At 60.7% G+C, this 20,232-nt stretch carries 20 protein-coding genes and 1 riboswitch; of the genes, 4 read left to right on the top strand and 16 right to left on the bottom strand.

Annotated elements, in window-relative coordinates:
• Positions 1–1,620, top strand: coding sequence for a cisplatin damage response ATP-dependent DNA ligase (locus H6M51_RS17480; RefSeq protein WP_185811108.1), 1,620 nt, complete (start codon positions 1–3; stop codon positions 1,618–1,620).
• 1 nt (position 1,621) lies between these two features.
• Here H6M51_RS17480 and glpK read toward each other — a convergent pair whose 3' ends face one another.
• From glpK to H6M51_RS17410, 14 genes are all read right to left on the bottom strand, one after another.
• Entirely contained in the window at positions 1,622–3,115 is a 1,494-nt protein-coding gene (gene glpK, locus H6M51_RS17475) for a glycerol kinase GlpK (RefSeq protein ID WP_185811107.1), read from the bottom strand.
• A gap of 80 nt (positions 3,116–3,195) precedes the next feature.
• Entirely contained in the window at positions 3,196–4,917 is a 1,722-nt protein-coding gene (locus tag H6M51_RS17470; protein WP_185811106.1) for an ABC transporter substrate-binding protein, read from the bottom strand.
• 83 nt (positions 4,918–5,000) lie between these two features.
• Positions 5,001–5,282: a DUF2160 domain-containing protein gene (locus H6M51_RS17465; protein WP_185811105.1), complete on the bottom strand. Its 282-nt coding sequence runs from the start codon at positions 5,280–5,282 to the stop codon at positions 5,001–5,003.
• 10 nt (positions 5,283–5,292) lie between these two features.
• Positions 5,293–6,111, bottom strand: a complete 819-nt coding sequence (locus tag H6M51_RS17460) for a carbohydrate ABC transporter permease (protein WP_185811104.1) — start codon at positions 6,109–6,111, stop codon at positions 5,293–5,295.
• An 11-nt stretch (positions 6,112–6,122) separates the two neighbouring features.
• Positions 6,123–6,989, bottom strand: a complete 867-nt coding sequence (locus H6M51_RS17455; protein WP_185811103.1) for a carbohydrate ABC transporter permease — start codon at positions 6,987–6,989, stop codon at positions 6,123–6,125.
• 2 nt (positions 6,990–6,991) lie between these two features.
• Complete coding sequence (locus H6M51_RS17450) at positions 6,992–8,062, bottom strand: ABC transporter ATP-binding protein (protein WP_185811102.1); 1,071 nt, start codon at positions 8,060–8,062, stop codon at positions 6,992–6,994.
• A gap of 11 nt (positions 8,063–8,073) precedes the next feature.
• Positions 8,074–9,153 carry an ABC transporter ATP-binding protein gene (locus H6M51_RS17445; protein ID WP_185811101.1) on the bottom strand — a complete coding sequence of 360 codons (1,080 nt, stop codon included), beginning with the start codon at positions 9,151–9,153 and terminating at the stop codon, positions 8,074–8,076.
• Positions 9,154–9,201: 48 nt separating this feature from the next.
• Positions 9,202–10,713, bottom strand: a complete 1,512-nt coding sequence (gene glpD / locus H6M51_RS17440) for a glycerol-3-phosphate dehydrogenase (RefSeq protein WP_185811100.1) — start codon at positions 10,711–10,713, stop codon at positions 9,202–9,204.
• 91 nt (positions 10,714–10,804) lie between these two features.
• Complete coding sequence (locus tag H6M51_RS17435) at positions 10,805–11,593, bottom strand: DeoR/GlpR family DNA-binding transcription regulator (protein WP_185811099.1); 789 nt, start codon at positions 11,591–11,593, stop codon at positions 10,805–10,807.
• Between the two features lie 72 nt (positions 11,594–11,665).
• Complete coding sequence (locus H6M51_RS17430) at positions 11,666–12,673, bottom strand: iron ABC transporter permease (RefSeq protein ID WP_185811098.1); 1,008 nt, start codon at positions 12,671–12,673, stop codon at positions 11,666–11,668.
• A 60-nt stretch (positions 12,674–12,733) separates the two neighbouring features.
• Entirely contained in the window at positions 12,734–13,696 is a 963-nt protein-coding gene (locus tag H6M51_RS17425; RefSeq protein WP_348644520.1) for an ABC transporter substrate-binding protein, read from the bottom strand.
• Between the two features lie 18 nt (positions 13,697–13,714).
• A complete protein-coding gene (locus tag H6M51_RS17420; RefSeq protein ID WP_185811097.1) occupies positions 13,715–14,515 on the bottom strand; it encodes an ABC transporter ATP-binding protein in 801 nt (266 codons plus the stop codon).
• A complete protein-coding gene (locus H6M51_RS17415; protein WP_348644524.1) occupies positions 14,512–14,889 on the bottom strand; it encodes a DUF1636 domain-containing protein in 378 nt (125 codons plus the stop codon). The genes H6M51_RS17420 and H6M51_RS17415 overlap by 4 nt, the downstream gene beginning before the upstream one ends.
• A 137-nt stretch (positions 14,890–15,026) precedes the next feature.
• Positions 15,027–15,255: riboswitch (cobalamin riboswitch) on the bottom strand.
• 103 nt (positions 15,256–15,358) lie between these two features.
• Positions 15,359–16,669 (bottom strand): NAD(P)/FAD-dependent oxidoreductase, encoded by a 1,311-nt coding sequence (locus tag H6M51_RS17410; protein WP_185811095.1) that lies wholly within the window; start codon positions 16,667–16,669, stop codon positions 15,359–15,361.
• A gap of 117 nt (positions 16,670–16,786) precedes the next feature.
• On the opposite strand from H6M51_RS17410, the gene H6M51_RS17405 reads away from it, so the two are divergent.
• Positions 16,787–16,990 carry a hypothetical protein gene (locus H6M51_RS17405; RefSeq protein ID WP_185811094.1) on the top strand — a complete coding sequence of 68 codons (204 nt, stop codon included), beginning with the start codon at positions 16,787–16,789 and terminating at the stop codon, positions 16,988–16,990.
• A gap of 81 nt (positions 16,991–17,071) precedes the next feature.
• Complete coding sequence (locus H6M51_RS17400; RefSeq protein WP_185811093.1) at positions 17,072–17,896, top strand: manganese catalase family protein; 825 nt, start codon at positions 17,072–17,074, stop codon at positions 17,894–17,896.
• A gap of 432 nt (positions 17,897–18,328) precedes the next feature.
• Here the strand turns inward: H6M51_RS17400 and H6M51_RS17395 are convergent, their stop codons facing one another.
• Both H6M51_RS17395 and H6M51_RS17390 read right to left on the bottom strand, forming a co-directional pair.
• Positions 18,329–18,508, bottom strand: coding sequence for a hypothetical protein (locus H6M51_RS17395; RefSeq protein ID WP_185811092.1), 180 nt, complete (start codon positions 18,506–18,508; stop codon positions 18,329–18,331).
• Between the two features lie 11 nt (positions 18,509–18,519).
• The gene (locus tag H6M51_RS17390) at positions 18,520–19,065 is read right to left on the bottom strand and encodes a DUF4142 domain-containing protein (RefSeq protein WP_185811091.1); all 546 of its coding nucleotides are present in this window, start codon (positions 19,063–19,065) and stop codon (positions 18,520–18,522) included.
• A 137-nt stretch (positions 19,066–19,202) separates the two neighbouring features.
• Between H6M51_RS17390 and H6M51_RS17385 the strand changes: the two genes are divergently transcribed.
• Positions 19,203–20,156 (top strand): sugar-binding transcriptional regulator, encoded by a 954-nt coding sequence (locus H6M51_RS17385; protein WP_185811090.1) that lies wholly within the window; start codon positions 19,203–19,205, stop codon positions 20,154–20,156.
• The last annotated feature ends 76 nt before the right edge of the window (positions 20,157–20,232 follow it).

Here is a 20,232-nt window from a genome sequence, read left to right as displayed (position 1 = left end):
ATGAAGGCCTTTGCCCGCCTCCTTGACCGCCTGGTTCTCACCCCGAGCCGCAACGGCAAACTGACTCTGCTCACTGATTACTTCCGCGACACGCCAGACCCAGATCGCGGCTATGCGCTGGCGGCGCTGACGGACGGTCTCGACATCAAAGGGGTGAAGCCCGCTTTGCTCAAGGAGCTGGTGCTGGAGCGGATGGACCCGATCCTGTTTCAGTATTCCTACGACTATGTCGGCGATCTTGCCGAGACTATCTCGCTCGTCTGGGATCCGCAGGCACCAGAGGCCGAAAGCGATCAGGATCTTGAAAGCCTTTCCAAGATCGTCGAGCGGCTGCAGCGGCTTGGGCGTAACGAGACGCGGTCAGTCATGCGCGACCTCTTCGACAGGCTCGACACATCCGAGCGGTTCGCGCTCATCAAGTTCGTGACCGGGGGGCTCAGGATCGGGGTGTCTGCCAGGCTGACCAAGCAGGCGCTGGCACTTTACGGCGACAAGGATGTCGTCGATATCGAGAGCCTCTGGCATGGGCTGAAACCGCCTTACACCGAGCTGTTCGCCTGGCTGGAAAACAGGGTCGAAAAACCTGTCTTGTCGACGCGGGCGATCTTCCATTCGGTCATGCTCTCGACGCCGGTCGAGGACAGGGATCTTCCCAATCTCGATCCGAAGGACTTCGCTGCCGAGTGGAAGTGGGACGGCATTCGCGTGCAGCTGTCCTGTTCCGGCGGGAAGAGCAGGCTCTATTCCCGCTCCGGCGATGACATCTCGGGGGCTTTTCCTGACATCATCGAGGCAGCACAGTTCGAGGGCGTGATCGACGGCGAACTGCTCGTCGGTGGTACATCCCGGACAAATGCGCCGACGCGAACCTTCTCGGATCTTCAGCAGCGGCTCAATCGCAAGACAGTCACCTCCAAGATGCTGGAGGACTATCCGGTCTTCATCCGCGCCTACGACATTATGTTCGACGGCGACGCCGATGTGCGACCGGAGACCTTTCTCACACGCCGCGAACGCTTAAGCGCGCTCGTCGAGCGGCAGGAGCCCAGACGTTTCGATCTCTCGCCGCTGGTTTCCTTCTCGACGTGGGAAGAACTGGAGCAACTGCGCGCTACCCCACCCGATCCCGTGATCGAAGGGGTGATGCTGAAGCGGCTGGACAGCAGCTATCAGGCCGGGCGCGCCAAGGGACCGTGGTTCAAGTGGAAGCGCGACCCGATGAATGCCGACGCGGTGCTGATGTATGCGCAGCGCGGGCACGGGAAGCGCTCGAGCTACTATTCCGACTTCACCTTCGGTGTCTGGACGGCGATCGCCGGGGAAGGGGATGTTCTCGTGCCTGTCGGCAAGGCCTATTTCGGCTTCACCGACGAGGAACTCGAGATCCTCGACCGCTTCGTCCGCAACAATACTGTCGATCGGTTCGGGCCTGTCCGGGCTCTCAGGGCCGAGCCGGAACACGGGTTTGTGGTGGAGGTCGCTTTCGAGGGACTGGCACGCTCAACCCGCCACAAGTCGGGGGTCGCGATGCGGTTTCCCCGCATCGCCCGTCTGCGCCAGGACAAGCTGCCCAGGGATGCCGACCGGCTGGAGACTCTGGTCGCGCTGATCGACAAATAGGTCAGCGGGTGGTCAGGCAGCGGGAGACGCTGTCCTGCCAGCCGGCAATCGCGGCTTCCCGTTCGTCCACATCCATGCCCGGCTCGAAGCGGCGGTCGCGCCGCCAGGTCGCGGCAAAACCCTTCTGGTCCGGCCAGAGGCCGGCGCGGGAGCCTGCGAGCCAGGCTGCACCGAGAACCGTGGTCTCCAGCACGACGGGACGATCGACAGGGGCGGCCAGGATGTCGGCCAGCCGCTGCATCGTCCAGTCGGACGCCACCATGCCGCCATCGACGCGCAGAACCGTCTTCGACGCGCTGCCGTTCCAGTCCTTCTTCATCGCCTCCAGGAGATCATGGGTCTGGTAGGCGACGCTTTCGAGCACGGCACGGGCGAATTCGGCCGGGCCCGTTCCACGGGTCAGGCCGAAGATGGCGCCGCGGGCGTCGGCATCCCAGTGTGGTGCGCCGAGGCCGGTGAAGGCTGGCACAAGATAGACACGCTGATGCGGATCAGCCTTGCTGGCCAGCGCATCGGTTTCGGAGGCGACCTTCACAAAGCCCATCTGGTCGCGAAGCCACTGGACGGCCGCGCCGGCGATGAAGATCGAGCCCTCAAGGGCGTAGGTGGTTTCGCCATTCAGGCGATAGGCGATCGTCGTCAGCAAACGGTTGGACGAAGCGACGCGGTCGGGGCCGGTGTTCAAAAGCGCAAAGCAGCCCGTGCCGTAGGTCGACTTCATCATGCCCGGCTCGAAACAGGCATTGCCGATGACGGCAGCCTGCTGGTCGCCTGCGACGCCGAGAATCGGGATTGCGGCGCCGAGCACGGCAGCATCCGTGATGCCGAAGTCGTCGGCACAATCCTTGACCTCCGGCAGCACGGCGGCGGGAATTTCAAGGATTGACAGAAGCTCGTCGTCGAAGCGGTTGGCGCTGATGTCGTAGATCAAGGTGCGCGAGGCATTGGTCGCATCGGTCACGTGAACCTTGCCGCCGGTCAGCTTGTAGATGAGCCAGCTATCGACCGTGCCGAAGCAGATCTCGCCTTTTTCCGCGCGGGCCTTGAGGCCGTCGACATTTTTGAGGAGCCAGGACAGTTTGGTGCCTGAGAAATAGGGATCAAGCAGCAGGCCGGTCTTGCTCGTGAAGAGCGGTTCCAGGCCCTTCTGCTTCAGTTCGTCGCAAAAACGGGCGGTGCGGCGGTCCTGCCAGACGATGGCGTGGTGGACGGGCTTGCCGCTTTTCCGGTCCCAGACGACAACGGTTTCTCGCTGGTTGGTGATGCCGATCGCCGTCACGTCGCCGATCTTGATCCTGGCAGCGGCGACCGCCTTTTCGATGGTCGCAAGCACAGTCTGCCAGATCTCGTCCGCATCATGCTCGACCCAACCGGAATCCGGGAAATGCTGGGTGAACTCCTGCTGGGCGACGCCGACGATATGCATCTCGTGATCGAAGATCATCGAGCGTGTCGAGGTCGTTCCTTGGTCGATGGCCAGAATGTAACCGCTCATCAGGCTGAGACTCCTTAATTGAAGAAGCCGGGGCGTAGATTTCGCCCCGGCAGTTGTCAATGATCAGGGAATGATCCGGCTCACTTCTGCCAGCTCTTGACCAGTTCGTCGTAGTTGACGGTGATCGGCTTTTCCTTCTCGTTCTCGATCTTCAGCTGCGGAGCAAGGTTACCCTTGGCGACAGCGTCGGCGTTCCACTCTTCGAGGGTCTTTTCCTCGGCGAGCTTCGGTCCGATATCGCCCTGGACGCCAGCGCGCTCGAGACGCTCAAGGACCTTTTCCTGCTCGGCGCAGAGCGAGTCCATGGCTTCCTGGGCGGTCTTGGCGCCCGAAGAAGCGTCACCGATTGCCTGCCACCAGAGCTGAGCGAGCTTCGGATAGTCCGGAACGTTGGTGCCGGTCGGCGACCACTGCAGGCGAGCCGGCGAGCGGTAGAATTCGACCAGACCGCCGAGCTTCGGTGCGCGATCGGTGAAGGACTGGTGGTCGAGGGTCGACTGACGGATGAAGGTCAGACCGACATGGCTCTTCTTCACGTCAACCGTCTTCGAGGTGACGAACTGTGCGTAGAGCCAGGCAGCCTTCGCACGGTCTTCCGGGGTGGACTTCATCAGCGTCCAAGAACCGGCGTCCTGATAGCCGAGCTTCATGCCGTCCTTCCAGTAGACGCCATGCGGGCTCGGAGCAAAGCGCCACTTCGGCGTGCCGTCCGCGTTGACGACCGGCAGGCCTTCCTTGACGAAGTCGGCGGTGAAGGCGGTATAGGTGAACATCTGCTGAGCGATTTCACCCTGCGACGGCACCGGACCGGATTCAGAGAAGGTCATGCCCTGAGCAGCCGGAGGGGCATACTTTTTCATCCATTCGAGATACTTCTCGATGGCGTAGACGGAGGCAGGGCCGTTGGTGTCACCGCCGCGGGCGACGCAGGAGCCGACCGGACGGGAGTTTTCGTCAACCTTGATGCCCCATTCGTCAACCGGGTTGCCGTTCGGGATGCCCTTGTCGCCGTTACCGGCCATCGACAGCCAGGCGTCGGTGAAGCGCCAGCCGAGCGACGGGTCCTTCTTGCCGTAGTCCATGTGGCCGAAGACCTTCTTGCCGTCGATTTCGCGACCGGTGAAGAATTCGGCAATGTCTTCATAAGCGGACCAGTTGACGGGAACGCCGAGGTCGTAGCCGTACTTGGCCTTGAAGTCTGCCTTGTTCTTTTCGTCGTTGAACCAGTCATAACGGAAGAAATAGAGGTTGGCGAACTGCTGGGTCGGCAGCTGATAGAGCTTGCCGTCCGGAGCGGTGGTGAACGACTTGCCGATGAAGTCATCGATGTCGAGGGTCGGGCTGGTGACGTCCTTGCCTTCGTTCGCCATCCAGTCGGTCAGGTTGCGGACCTGCTGGTAGCGCCAGTGGGTGCCGATGAGGTCGGAGTCGTTGATGTAGGCGTCGTAGATGTTTTCGCCCGACTGCATCTGCGTCTGCAGCTTTTCGACGACGTCACCTTCACCGATCAGGTCATGGGTGATCTTGATGCCGGTGATGGCGGTGAAGGCCGGAGCGAGGACCTTCGATTCATATTCATGCGTGGTGATGGTTTCAGAAACGACCTTGATTTCCATGCCGGCGAAAGGCTTCGCGGCATCGATGAACCACTGCATTTCCTTTTCCTGCGTGGCACGGTCCAGTGCCGACATGTCGCCGATTTCGGCATCCAGGAACTTCTTCGCCGCTTCCATATCGGCGAAGGCTACGCCCGTCATGGCAAGAAGCATGGCGGCCGTCGTCGTCAAAAGGTGCTTTCGCATTATGTCCTCCCTAAGGTTGCGATTGCATTCGGTTTGCAGTCTCGAGAATGGCGACCTCCCGCCGCCACCCCGTCTTGTCTGCTCTAGACGTAGCGGAAAACGCCGATGGCGTAGACCACGGACAGAGCAAGAGCCCACCACAGGTTCGGTCCAACGAGACCGAGCCAAGCGAGATGGATGAACGCCGACCCGAGCAGCGACACGAAAAGACGGTCGCCACGGGTGGTTTCGAAGCGCAGGATGCCGATCCGCGGATTGCCGCCCGGGGCGATATACTCCCAGACCGCCATCGACAGGATCAGGCAGAAAATCACGATGAAGAAGATCGCGGTCGGCGTGGTCCATGCCATCCATGAAAAGTCCATGGAAACCTCCTCAGACGCGGCCCAGGGCAAAGCCCTTGGCGATGTAGTTGCGGACGAAATAGATGACGAGCGCACCCGGGATGATGGTCAGCACGCCGGCTGCGGCGAGTACGCCCCAATCCATGCCGGACGCGGAGACGGTGCGGGTCATGATGGCGGCGATCGGCTTTGCATCCGTCGTGGTCAGCGTGCGAGCAATCAAAAGCTCCACCCAGGAGAACATGAAGCAGAAGAAGGCCGCGACACCGATGCCGGAGGCAATCAGGGGCATGAAGATCTTCACGAAGAACTTCGGGAAAGAATAGCCGTCGATATAGGCCGTCTCATCGATCTCCTTCGGCACGCCGGACATGAAGCCTTCCAGGATCCAGACGGCGAGCGGCACGTTGAACAGGCAGTGCGCGATGGCAACGGCGATGTGGGTGTCGATCAGGCCGAAGGCGGAATACAGCTGGAAGAAGGGCAGAGCGAAGACCGCCGGCGGCGCCATGCGGTTTGTCAGCAGCCAGAAGAACAGATGCTTGTCACCGAGGAAGCGATAGCGCGAGAAGGCATAGGCTGCCGGCAGCGCGACGGCGACCGCGATCACGGTGTTCATGCAGACGTAGATGATCGAGTTGATGTAGCCCTTGTACCAGGACGGATCGGTGAAGATCACGACGTAGTTGGCAAGTGTCGGGTTGGCGGGCCAGAGCGAGAAGGCGCCCGTGATCTCAGCATTCGTCTTGAAGCTCATGTTGACGAGCCAGTAGATCGGCAGGAGCAGGAAGATAATGTAGATCGTCGGGACCAGGAAGCCGAGGCCGGCGCGATTATCAGTGCTTTTCATCGATGTCTCCCTCAGTCCTTCGCGTCACTGTTGGTCATGACGGTGTAGAAAACCCAGGACAGAGCCAGGATGATCAGGAAGTAGATGATCGACATCGCCGCCGCCGGACCAAGGTCGAACTGGCCGACCGCCATCTTGACGAGATCGATGGACAGGAAGGTGGTCGAATTGCCCGGGCCACCGCCCGTCAGGACGAACGGCTCGGTATAGATCATGAAACTATCCATGAAGCGCAGAAGCACGGCGATCAGAAGCACGCGCTTCATCTTCGGCAGCTGGATGAAGCGGAACACCGACCAGCGTGATGCGCCATCAATCTTGGCCGCCTGGTAATAGGCATCCGGGATGGAGACGAGGCCGGCATAGCAAAGCAGTACGACGAGGCTCGTCCAGTGCCAGACATCCATCACGATGATGGTAACCCAGGCGTGGATCGGGTTCTGTGTGTAATTGTAGTCGAAGCCCATGGCGTTCAACGAATAGCCGAGCAGACCGATGTCGACGCGACCGAAGACCTGCCAGATTGTGCCCACCACATTCCACGGAATGAGCAGTGGAAGTGCCATCAGGACAAGGCAGACCGGAACACCCAGTCCCTTTTTCGGCATGTTGAGCGCGATGAAAATGCCAAGCGGCACCTGGATCGCCAGAATGATCATCGAGAAGATCAGGTTGCGTCCAAGCGCATCCCAGAAGCGGTCGGAAGACAGGATGTCGGCGAACCAGTCAGTGCCCGCCCAGAAGAACTGGTTGTTGCCGAAGGTGTCCTGAACGGAATAGTTCACCACGGTCATCAGCGGTATGACAGCCGAGAAAGCCACCAGCACGAGGACCGGAATGACCATGAACCAGGCCTTGTTGTTCCAGGTCTTTTCCATCGTCAGCCCTCCAAACCTACGCGCCAGGAATCGGCGTAGATACCGACTCCTTCGGGAACGAATGTGATCTTGGGATCAGCCGGGATTTCGGCATCCTCCGGCACGACAATAGACAAAAGCTGCCCCGCGAAGCTGGCCCGAACGATCTTCTGGCGGCCGATATCCTCGACCTTAACCACGGAGACCGGCATGCCTTCACGCCCGAGGCGGACGAATTCGGGACGAACCCCGAGCTCGATCTTGCCCTGACCGGACAGCTTGGGTGCTCCGGGCAGACTGACGGTCTGGTCGCCGACCGTGGCTGTCGCGCCGCTCACCTTTGCCGGCATGACATTCATGCCGGGGGAACCGATGAAATAGCCGACGAAGGTGTGGCTGGGCCGCTCGAAGAGTTCGGCGGGCGTGCCGATCTGGACGATCTGGCCGTCATACATGACGACGACCTTGTCGGCGAAGGTCAGGGCCTCGGTCTGGTCATGGGTGACATAGACCATGGTGAAGCCCGACTGGCGATGCAGACGCTTGAGCTGCGAGCGCAGCACCCACTTCATATGCGGGTCGATGACGGTCAGCGGTTCGTCGAAGAGGATGGCGTTGACGTCAGAGCGGACGAGGCCCCGACCGAGCGAGATCTTCTGCTTCTGGTCGGCGGTCAGGCCCTGGGCGCGCTTTTTCGCCATGGGCTGGAGGTCGATCATGTCCAGGATCTCGTTGACCCGCTTGTTGACTTGGTCTTCCGGGACATGGCGGTTCCGTAGCGGGAAGGCCAGATTGTCGAAGACGGTCATGGTGTCGTAGACGACCGGGAACTGGAAGACCTGCGCGATGTTGCGGGCGGCCGTCGGCAGGTTCGTGACGTCGACGCCATCGAACTCGATTCGGCCGTCGGACGGATGCAGGAGACCCGAAATGATGTTGAGAAGGGTGGTCTTGCCGCAGCCAGACGGGCCCAGCAGCGCATAGGCGCCGCCGTCATCCCATTCGTGATGGACTTCCTTCAAGGCGTAGTCGCCAGCCGCCCGAGCGGCGGGGGAGTATGCGTGACGGATATGGTCGAGGTTGATGCGTGCCATGACGTTGCTCCTCACGCGGCCAGTTCGGCAGGCGCGCCAAGCGCCCTGCCATCGGCGCCGAACGCCATCAGGTGACGGGTATCAATGAAGACGTCGATCTCGCGGTCCGGATCGATGTCGTGGATGCCATGCGCCAAGCAAACCCAGCGGGCATCGCCATATTCGACGTGAATGAAACTCTCGGAGCCTGCGATCTCCGAGACCAAAGTGCGTGAGCGCATAGGGAGAGCCGAGGGCAGTGCCGCAAGCGACAGATGATGCGGATGAAAGCCGACGGTGACAGGACCGTCTGCGATCGCCGCGAGATGAGCGGGCACGCTCAAGACCGGCTGGCCGTTCAGCTCGAAATGCGCGCCCCGCTTGACCAGCGCAATGGTGTTGAGCGGCGGATCGGCGAAGGTGCGGGCAGTCAGGAGATCGAGGGGGCGGCGATAGACATTGATCGTCTCGCCGAACTGCGTGACCCGACCTTCGGAGAGCGTTGCCGTGTATCCGCCCAACAGCAGGGCTTCCGACGGTTCTGTCGTCGCATAGACGAAGATCGCGCCGGACTCGGCAAAGATCTTCGGCAGTTCCTCGCGCAGTTCTTCGCGCAGCTTGTAGTCGAGGTTGGCCAGTGGTTCGTCGAGGAGCACAAGTGTCGCCTTCTTGACGATCGCCCGGGCGAGCGCCGTGCGCTGCTGCTGGCCGCCGGAGAGATTGAGCGGGGTTCGCTCAAGATAGGGCGTGAGCCGCAGGAGATCGGCAGCCTTGCGAACCTCGCGATCGATGGTGGCTGCATCCTTGCCAGCGACACGCATGGGCGATGCGATGTTTTCGTAGACCGTCAGGGCCGGGTAGTTGATGAACTGCTGGTAGACCATCGCGACATTGCGCTTCTGGACCGGCATGCCCGTGACATCCTGGCCATCGAAATGGATCGTGCCAGACGTCGGCTTGTCGAGGCCCGCCATGAGGCGCATCAGGGATGTCTTGCCCGAAAGGGTGGGCCCGAGCAGGACGTTGAGCGTACCCCGCTGCAACGTCAGGTCGGTCGGGTGAATATGAAATTCACCTCCCGCCTTCTTCGAGACTTTACGCAGTTCCAACATATGTCCTCGGGCCTCCTCCAAACCGTCGGTCTTTATCGAGATGGGCGATCAGGCCGCCGCCAGCATCCCCAGATAGGAATCGAGCCCCTTCGCCTCCTCCGGCGTCAGGAACAGTCCTTGTTTCGTTCGGCGCCACAGCACGTCTTCCGCCGTCACCGCCCATTCCTGCTCGACGAGCCAGCGGACTTCCGCTTCGTAAAGCGTGCCGCCGAAATGGCGACCGAGATCGGCCACGTTCTTCGCCCGCCCGAGAATCGCCTTCGAGTCGGTGCCGTAGCAGCGGATCAGTCGCTCGGCATGGATACGGTCCAGGAACGGATAGGCCTTCAACAGATCGGCGACCGTCGGCTCAAAGGCCGTTGCGGCGAAATCACCACCCGGCAGGCGACTTCCTGCGGTCCAGGGCGTGCCCTTCTGGCCGATCGCTTCACCGATCTTCTCAAGCGCATGTTCCGCAAGGCGCCGGTAGGTCGTCAGCTTTCCGCCGAAGACGTTCAAAAGCGGCCCATCGCCTGCGGTTCCCTCGACCTTCAGGACGTAATCGCGCGTTGCTTCCTGGGCTTTGGAGGCCCCGTCATCGAATAGCGGGCGCACAGCCGAATAGCTCCAGACGATGTCGTCGGGACGCACCGGTTCCTGGAAATACTCGCTTGCCGCATCGCAGAGATAGCTCACCTCTTCGGGACTGATGCGAACATCCTTCGGGTCTTCGGTGTAGTCCCGATCCGTCGTACCGATCAGCGTGAACTCGCCTTCGTAGGGGATGGCGAAAATGATGCGGTTATCCGGGTTCTGGAAGAAGTAGGCGCGCGGGTCGGTGAACTTCTTGCGCACGATAATGTGGCTGCCCTGCACAAGCCGGACATTATGCACGTTGTTGCGACCGAAGGCTCCGGCCAGCACCTGATCGACCCAGGGGCCGGCGGCATTGACGAGCATGCGGGCACGATGGGTCACGGTCGAACCGTCGCGCTGCGATTTCGTCGTCACGACCCAGTGGCCGTCTTCACGATGGGCCGAGACCACACGGTTGCGGCTCAGGATCGTCGCGCCGCGGATCTGCGCATCGCGGGCGTTCAGAACCACCATGCGGGCGTCATCGACCCAGCCGTCGGAATATTCGAAAGCCTTGGAGAAGACCGGCTTCAGCGGCTTGCCGGCGGGATCGCGGCGCAGGTCGAGCGTCTTCGTCGCCGGCAACAGTTTGCGACCGCCGAGGTTGTCGTAGAGGAAGAGGCCCAGGCGGATGAGCCAGGCCGGGCGGATGCCACCCTTCTGGAAGGGAAGGACGAAACGCAGCGGCCAGATTACATGCGGGGCCATGGCCCAGAGCACTTCGCGCTCCATCAGCGCTTCCCGCACGAGACGGAATTCATAGTGCTCGAGATATCGCAGGCCGCCATGGATCAGCTTGGTGGCGCCGGAAGACGTGCCCGAGGCAAAATCGTTCATTTCAGCCAGGGCAACGGAGTAACCACGGCCGGCCGCGTCGCGCGCGATCCCGCATCCGTTGATCCCGCCGCCGATCACAAAGAGATCGTAGATTGGCTGCCCCGACATCGTTCCTCCGCATGTTCGCACCTGCAGCATTTGCTGCTATTGCGAAAGTGTGAGTATATTTTTCGAAATTTAAACGAATGTCAAACGAAAGTTATTCCGCAACGGCGTGGCGGTTTTCAGGCGCTGTTTCGATGATGCGCACATCCCGTTCGGCGCAGATCTCGCGGACGCTGACCGAGGGGCAGTGGTCGGTGATAAAGGTCTGAACCTGGGAGATATGGCCTATGCGGACAGGTGCGGTGCGCTCGAATTTCGATGCGTCGGAGACCAGGATGACATGGCGCGCATTGGCGATGATGGCCTGGGCCACTTTCACTTCGCGAAAATCGAAATCGAGAAGTGCCCCATCCTGATCAATCGCCGAAACGCCGATGACGGCGAAATCCACCTTGAACTGCCGAATGAAATCGACGGCCGCTTCGCCCACGATACCACCGTCGGAGCCCCGCACCACGCCGCCCGCAATCACCACCTCGATCGAGGGAAAAACGCGCAAGCGATTGGCGACATTGATGTTATTAGTGATGACCATCAATTCCTTGTGGTCGACCAGGGCGTCGCCCACGGCTTCCGTCGTGGTGCCGATATTGATGAAGAGCGAGGAATTGTCCGGGATCAGAGCGGCTGCGGCGCGCCCGATTGCCTGTTTCTCTGTCGCCGCCATGGAGCGGCGCGCTTCGTATTTGACGTTTTCATTTCCGCTTGGATAGACCGCCCCGCCGTGGATGCGGTTGAGGGCGCGCGAATCACACAGGTCGTTCAAATCCTTGCGAATAGTCTGCGGCGTGACCGCAAAGCGTGCCGCGAGCTCATCCACCAGAACACGGCCATGCTCCTTGGCCAGAGCCATGATCTCCGCCTGCCTTGCCGAGAACATCATGTCGGCCCCTCCCCTTTTTCGTTTTTCTTCAATCTAGGCAAAAACGAAAGAGGAGCAATAGAGGAAACGGAATTAGCGGCGACGCAGGAGGAGAATGAAGGCGACGCCACCAACCAGTCCTGTGACGACACCGATCGGAACGTCTTCCGGTGCCATGATGGTGCGGGAGACGATGTCGGCGAGGATTAGAATGAGGGCCCCGAGGATGGCAGAGCAGGGAATGACCCTGACATTGTCGCTCCCCACGATCAGACGGACAAAATGCGGGACAAGCAGCCCGACGAAGCCGATGGCACCGGAAAAGGCGACCATGACGCCGGTCAGGAGTGCGGTGACGAGAAACAACTCGGCGCGGAAGCGCGCAACCCTGACGCCGAGGGTGGCGGCCGTTTCATCCCCCATGGCGAGGGCATTGATTTCCCGCGCCCTCAGCATGACGAAGGAAAGGCCGACGGCGAGTGTCACGGCGGGGTAGAGCAGATGCTCCCACTGCGCGAGCCCCAAACCTCCCAGCATCCAGAAGACCACGGTATGGGTGGCGCGCGGATCGGCAAAAAAGATTGCAAGATTGGCGAGCGCCGTGGCGACGAAGGCGATCGCCACCCCTGAAAGCACCAGACGGTCTGCGGCTGCGCCCGAGAAGCGGTTGACGGCCAGGACGGCCGCGGTTGCAAGGAGAGCGCCACCGAACGCGAAAAGCGGAACCGTGAGAAGGCCGAAGACAAGGCCCGTGTGGAGGAGCGCGATGACAGCACCGAGCGCGCCGCCGGAAGACACGCCGAGCAGGTGTGGATCGGCCAGGGGGTTGCGGGTCACGGCCTGCAGCACCGTCCCAACCACCGCCAATCCTGCGCCGACGAGCGCCGCCAGCAGGACACGCGGAAAGCGGACATCCCAGACGATGCTTTCGCGCCCCGGTGACCAGGTCGGCTCGAAAGTGCCCGGCGCGAGCTTGTTGACGATGATCGCCCAGACGGTTTCGGCCGGTATGGCGGCCGAGCCCAAAGACACACCCGCAGTTACGCACAGGACGAGCAGCGCCAGGGCCAGACCCGTCCAGAGAAACAATCGACCCTGCATCAATGCTGCCTTGCCTATTCCTTGCCAAGCGGGGCCGCGTCAACGGCCCCGCCACAAGTGTCACATATTGCGAGGATGGAAGGCCTTCGCGAGGCGATCGATGGCCTGGACATTGCGCGGACCGGGCGTGGCCTCGACATATTCCAGCACCACGAAGCGATCCTGCTTGACGGCGTCGAGGTTCTTGAAGGCAGGGTTTTCCTTCATGAAGGCGATCTTCTGCTCGGCGGTCACTTCGCCGTAGTTGACGATCACGACGACTTCCGGATTGCGCTCGATGACGGGCTCCCAGGATACCTCGGTCCAGCTCTTCTCCACGTCTTCCATGATGTTGACGCCGCCAGCGGCCTCGATCATCGCCGTCGGAATGCCAAAGCGGCCCGAGGTGAAGGGCTTTTCGGTGCCGGAATCATAGACGAAGACGCGCACGGGCTTGTCGACGGCGCCGATCCTTGTGGTGATGTCGGCGAGCTGCTTGCGGTAGCCGGCTACCAGAGCCTCTGAACGATCCTCGACGCCGAAGATCTTGCCGAGGTTCAGGAGATCGACGAACATGTCGTCCATCGTCGGCTTGTTCTTGGCCATGATGTGAATGCAGGATTCGGTCAGCTCATAAACCTTGATGCCGAAGGGAGCGAGCGTGTCGGGTGTGACTTCGCCGCCGACCTTCATGCCATAGTTCCAGCCGGCGAAGAAGAAATCGGCATCGGCGTTCAGCAGGACTTCCTTGCTGGGATATTTGGGCGACAGTTCCGGGAGTTCCCGGACACCTTCCCGCAAGCTCTCGTCCAGGGTCTTCCAGCCGGAAACACCGGTATAGCCGACCATTCGATCCTGAAGCTTCAGCGCCAGCATCATTTCGGTCAGGTTGACGTCGTTGGAAATCGCGCGGGCTGGCGCGGCGTCAAAGGTGACATCGCGGTTGCAGCTTTTCACGGTCACGGGAAAAGCGGCTGCGGACGTTGCGCCAACCAGTCCTGCAACGAGAGCGATCGAGGAAGCGATGAGAGAAATCTTGAACACGGGTTATGCCTTTCAGGTTTAGCTGAGCGTTCTGAAAAAGGTGAAATGGCCGGCATGGCTGGATGCGCTGGGGACCGAATACATGCGGGCACTGACGCCGAAGGTCTGCGATACCGCATCCTCGGTCAGGATCGCCTCCGGACTGCCGAATGCGGTCATCCGGCCGTCATGCATGATGGCGACATGCGAGGCGAAAGAGGCGGCAAGATTGATGTCGTGCAGCGTGGTGATGATGGTCAGCCGGAGCCCAGCCAAGAGATCGAGGATCTCCAGTTGGTGGCGAATATCCAGATGGTTCGTCGGCTCATCAAGGATGATGATCTGCGGGTCCTGAGCGAGGGCTCGGGCCACCAGCACACGCTGCTTTTCCCCGCCTGACAGGGTGGAGAACTGGCGATGAGCAAGCCGCACGACGTCAAGATGTTCGAGCGCATGAAGAACAGCCTGATGATCCCGTTCGCCCCAGCCGGCAAGACCTTGACGCCAGGGCACCCGCCCCATCATCACGACGTCCCGGACGGTGAAGGGGAAATCGGCCGGCATTTCCTGGAGGACGACGCCGATCTTGCGGGCCAGTTCACGCGGCGCGTAACTGCGCAGATCCGCGCCGTCCAATTCAATTCTGCCTTCCAGGGGTGTCACCGCGCGGTAGAGGCAGCGCAGAAGCGATGTCTTGCCCGCACCATTCGGCCCCACGATTGCCAACCGATCACCGGCATCGATGCTGAAGTCGACACCACGAACGAGATAGTGGCCGAGCTTGGGTCCCCAGGCGAGACCGGATACCGTGACCGGGCAGCCGAGCGTATTGCAGCTCATTGCACGCCCTCCGCAGCCAATTCCGACACGAGAATGGCGGCCGGGATGCGTGCCAGGGTCTTGCCACGCAGGCCTGCTGGTCGCTCGGCCTCACGCGTCATGCCATCCGGCATTCTCAGATACAGGTCCGCGAAATCGACCAGAGATGCGATGTCGGTGTCTGGCCGGATGTCGCCAAAGAGATAGGTGGCCTTGCCCGATGCCTGGAAGGCAATCGTGCAGGGGCGATCACAGCCGGCCATGCAGACGGTTCCCGCCACCATGAAGTCGGAGCCAGCGTCGGCACCGAGCCTATGAAGGCTGTCAGTCAGACGATGCAGCAGATCGAGGCCAGGCCGACATGTTTCGCCGCGCCGTCGGCAGTCGGTGCACACAGTTACATGATGTCGTTTTGATTCTGCCACTTAGGCCCTCCGCAGGAGATCTCCGGAGGCAAAATGACTATGTATCGCACGCGCGAAGACGCGCGGCCGCAAAGCCAGTTCGTATCCATCGGCACACCCCGTCCGCTACGTTTTTCCCACTTGACGGCAGGTCTCCTGGCTTACGGATATCTGCTGCATCCACCTTCCCACGACAAAGCGCAGTGGCCCGGCGCTGGCGCGCCGAAAGGATGACAGCAATCCGCCTACAGTTGCGGGGGCAGCCACGGTCTTGGTCCCTATTGGGTCGTCCGCACCGTGTTCCCTATTAATCCCCTCGGAGTCATCCGGCGGGGAACCGTCACCTGCTTGCATAGGGCTAGAAGGACCTCACGGTCAAGTGTCTCTCTCTTTCTGGTAATGTAATATCATTACGCTTATAATCTGAGACTTCTCTTGTCCAGCCCTGGATGGATACCCATCAAACGTGAATTTTGGCCCCGTGGGGAGGCTGATCCGTCGCCACCGCGTCCTCATCGATCAAGCGCGCTCCGCGCTGGCGGGTGACGTAACGCCAGATCCACTGAATGCTGACCAGCATACGCTTCTCGAAATTGACTAGCAGATAGACATGCACGATCGCCCACAGGAGCCAGGCGAGGTATCCTTTCAGCTGCCAGGAGCCGAAATCGAAGATCGCGGCATTTCTGCCGATTACGGCGGTGTTGCCGCGGTTGTGGAACCGAAATGCAGGTATGGGTTTGTCCTTAAGCAGATTTGCTTTCAGCGCTCGTCCCAGGAAAACACCCTGCTGCTTGGCCACTTGCGCCAGCGCTGGGAGTGGCTTGCCATCCTCTGCCTCGGCGAGAGCCGTATCGCCAAGCGCGAAGACATGTGCCTTCCCCTCCACAGAGAGATCGGACGCCACCCGCAAGCGGCCCCCGGGGCCCGGCTCGACATGCAGCCAAGTCGCAGCAGGTGAGGCCTTCACGCCCGCACCCCAAATCATGCAGCCTGCCGGAAGCAGGCTCCCTGAGACCTGCACGCCTTCTGCGGTTATGTTCTCGACACGGGTGTTCAGGCGAATATGCACACCGATGCGGGTCAGATAGTCGACGGCGTAGCTTGAAAGCGATTCCGGGAAGGTGGCGAGAATACGGGGTCCCGCCTCGATCAGCAGAACCTGCAATTGATCAGGGCGAAGGCTTCGGAAATCGCGGGCAATCATGAAACGCCCGAGTTCCGAAATGGCACCAGCCATCTCGACACCCGTGGGCCCGCCCCCGATGATCACGCTCGTCAGAAGTCGACGCTTTTCCTCATCGTCCTTGCTGCGCTCGGCCTTCTCGAAGGCAAGCAGAAGACGGTGGCGGATCTGCCTTGCTTCGTGGATCGATTTCAAACCGGGCGCGTGCTGCTGCCAGTCCTTATGGCCAAAATAGTTGTAGTCCGATCCGGTCGCCAGTACGAGCCGGTCATAAAGGATCTCGTCGCCATCCTTCAGGCCTATGCTCTTTCTGCCCGCATCGACGGCAACGACTTCCCCCATGACCACCCTAACGTTGGCGTACCGGCCCAAGGACCGTCGGATTGGTTCCGAGACATCCGCAGGTGACAGTGCAGCCGTCGCGACCTGGTACAGCAGAGGCTGGAACAGGTTGTGGTTGCGACGATCGATCACGGTCACGTCTATTTCAGAATTTCCGAGCGCCCGGGCGCAAGCCAAGCCTCCGAAACCGGCTCCGACGATCACTATGTGAGGCCTTCCTGCGCGGTCCGTCTCGCTTTTCATCATCACCTCTCTGTTGTTCAACCAGAACAAACAGGAGGCACTCGCAATTGTTCCTGGGGAACGCTTCGGCAAACCAGCAGTTGGTCAGGCTCCAGTGGTGAAGAAGGAGACAGGCTGATGGGAATGAAGTCACCAAAAGACGGGATGCCAGGCACCACCGATCAGAGCCCGCGATGGGAAGGCCCGCAGGAAAATTGTCCGCGCAGTTACATGCCCGCCAAGGACGATCCGGACATCGATCGAGACGCTACAGGCGAAAATCTGCAGGACCCGGAAAAGCGCGACTTCGGCGACGCCCTGAAGACAAGGGACGACAAATAGCTCTACCGAAAATAGCAGCGGATCAGCAGGAACCATCCTCATTGGTTGTTGTTGGAAGACGTCAACACGAGGAAAAGCGCCATGTTCTACACAGACAATCGCCTCCAATATCCCGTTCGCGTCGAGACACCCGACCCGCTGTTTGCCCGCGCTCTGCAGCAGGCCATCGGCGGTGTGGAAGGGGAAATTCGCGTGGCAATGCAGTATTTCTTCCAAGCCTGCGGTGCCCGAGGCAATCCGAAGTTCCGCGACCTTCTCATGAACACTGCCGCAGAAGAATTGGGGCATATCGAGATGCTCGCCACTGCTGTTGCAATGAACCTCGAAGGCGCGCCCCTGTCGCTCAAGGAGGAAATCGCGGCCGACCCGGTCGGGGGTGGAGTGCTCGGCGGCATCAATCTCAAGAATCTTCTGTCGGCCGGCCTTTCCGCGATGCCCGTCGATTCGGACGGCGTGCCTATTGACATGTCGCATATCTATGCCAGCGGCAATATCGCGGCCGACATGACAGCCAATGTCGCAGCGGAATCGACGGGCCGTGTGCTGGCAACACGCCTCTACACCATGACCAATGATCCGGGCATGAAGGATATGCTCTCATATCTGATTGCCCGCGACACGATGCACCAGAACCAATGGATGGCCGCTCTGGAAGAGCTGGGGGGCCCGACGGGCGCGTTCCCCATCCCCAACAGCTTTCCGCAGGAGCAGGAGCAACAGGAATTCAGCTATGCCTATCTGGGTTTCCAGCTGGACGGAAGCGCGCCGGCGCCGGGACGCTGGTCGGAGGGGCGCTCCATTGATGGCAAGGGCGAATTCGTATCTCAACCGATGCAGCCTCTCGGGCAGAAACCGGAACTCGGACCGGCAAAGCCCAATAGCGGCGCTCAGACGGAACAACTCTGACACCAGTAAGCTGGTTCGCGGGTTCTTTGTTCCTTCGATGGAACAATGCCTTCTTTCAGTGGTTCATGGAGACATCTGTATTCCATCCGCCCAACCTCCCCCGGCCGCCCCATGGGCGCCCACCTGGACCCCGCTTCGGCGGGGTCCTTTTTGTTCCGGGAAGAACGCTGGCCGCTGTCAATCGCTCGCAGAGATTGCCTGCTAGTCCATTGGGCAAGTGCTCAACGGCGGCATCGCTCACTGCTGGACACTGTGCGGCGGGAAGTCCTTTGAATCTTCAGGGTCAGTGTCGCCGAGAAGGAAAAATGTCGTGGCCAAGATGGCGACCAAGGCCGCTAAAGCGATGTAGCGAAGATGGGGGCTCATAGGTGTTGCTCCGTTAACGGCGTGGGGGTGATGACCATGGGTGGATGATCGGAGGGAGCAGCGTGATCAGGGATTGCTGATGTCGCCTGTGGCGCTGGGCGGAACGCCCGGGACCGGCTCATGACGGGCCGGTGCCGTTTCGGGTGCCGTGTCCGTCACCTCCTGCTGAAATTGTGCCGCGAGGAGCATGACTATGGCGACAAGTATCGCGCCCAGAAGTGCGGCGAGTTGCCATGTTCTGGCCATCATACCCTCCGTCACGGCGTTGTCTGGGAGTGAGCCCTGACCTTGTGGGTCCGAACCAGCGGATAGTTTGCAACCGCATAGGCTTTCAGACTTCCGGCGGCACCATGGTCGCCATAGGCCCCCAGCAACCTGATGGCCTGATCATGGGCTTTCACCTGAGCTGACATGTATGCACTGTCAAATTGGCTCTCGTCGGCCTGCTCCAGCGCCGCGAGTGTCTGCTTTTGCTCCATCGACAGTTCCATGGTCATGGCAATCGAATCGGCCTTGGCGGCCTCGATCAGCTGTTCCTGAGCTCGACGGTGATCATCAAGCATGGACTGGGCGAAGTCCTTGACCTGGCTATCCTGGCTCCGCTTGAGCGCGATCTCAGCTGACAGAATTTCGAACTCGTTGGACGCAGCCGCCTGCTTGACGAATTCCGCCGGACCTAGCGCCTTCGTCTCTTCTGAAGGTTGCGGCTTTGGCAGTTGCTGGATCGGCGTCGTCTGCTGGGCGGTTGCGGGCATTGCTATCGCGAGCGTGGCGGCGGCGATCAGGGACATCCGGCGAATCATCGTGCGCTCCTTTGGTTGTGGTCATAAAGACCAACCCATCAGCCATCGAAGCGTTCCCCCCATCCCCGCAGACAGACCGACGGCATTTGACACGGATGGGCAAAATTGGCAGCAGTGGATGATCGGGAGGAGACTGCATGGCACGACGCAGTGAGGGGCAGACAAGACTGGATGATGCGGCGCGAGCCGGATGGCTCTACTATGTCGCCGGACGGACTCAGGACGAGATCGCCGCAGCCATGGGGATCTCGCGCCAGAGCGCCCAACGCCTCGTTTCGCTGTCCGTCGCCGAGAAGCTCATCAAGGTGCGGCTCGATCATCCCATCGCTGCGTGTCTGGAGCTTGCGGAAGCGCTCAAGCACAAGTTTGGTCTCAAGGAAGTCGAGATCGTTCCCACGGATTCCGGATCTGAGTCCGCGACGGTGGGAGTGGCAGAAGCCGGGGCAGCACAGCTGGAGCGCTGGCTGAAGCAAGCCGATCCGCTCGTCATCGCGATGGGGACCGGCCGTACACTGCGGGCCATGATCGACCAGCTTTCACCGATGGAATGTCCGCAACACAAAATCGTTTCGCTGACCGGCAATATCAGTCCGGATGGGTCCGCCGCCTATTTCAACGTCATCTTTTCCATGGCCGACGCGATCAAGGCTCCGCATTTCCCCATGCCGCTTCCGGTCATCGTGTCCTCTCCGGACGAGAAGCAGCTGTTGCACACACAGCCTCTGGTGGCTCCGACGATCGCGCTGGGCCACAAATCCGACGTGACCTTCGTGGGCATCGGCGAGATGAACATGAATGCACCGCTCTTGGTCGACGGCTTCCTTAAACCGGGCGAGATGCAGGATCTTCTCGGTGCCGGCGCCGTCGGCGAGATATGCGGCTGGATCTTCGGCGAGGATGGAACTCTGCTGAAGCATCCCGTCAACGATCGGGTCGCCAGCCTGGAGATCCCTTCACGAAAAACCTCGACGGTGGTCGGACTTGCGCGGGGGCGACGGAAGCATCCGGCAATCCTTGCAGCGGTGCGTGGTGGCCATATCAACGGGCTTATCACCGATGAAGAGGCCGCACGGCATCTTCTGGCCAGCTGATATCAATTAAAATTTTCAATTTCCCAACAGAGACTTAACCAGGATTTTCGGCAATGCAGCATGGAATCCCGATTGA

The sequence above is a fragment of the Rhizobium sp. AQ_MP genome, from assembly GCF_014237835.1.
Classification (GTDB): domain Bacteria; phylum Pseudomonadota; class Alphaproteobacteria; order Rhizobiales; family Rhizobiaceae; genus Allorhizobium.
The sequence above is the reverse complement of the archived record's forward strand: the minus strand, read 5'-3'. Positions and strand labels throughout refer to the sequence as shown.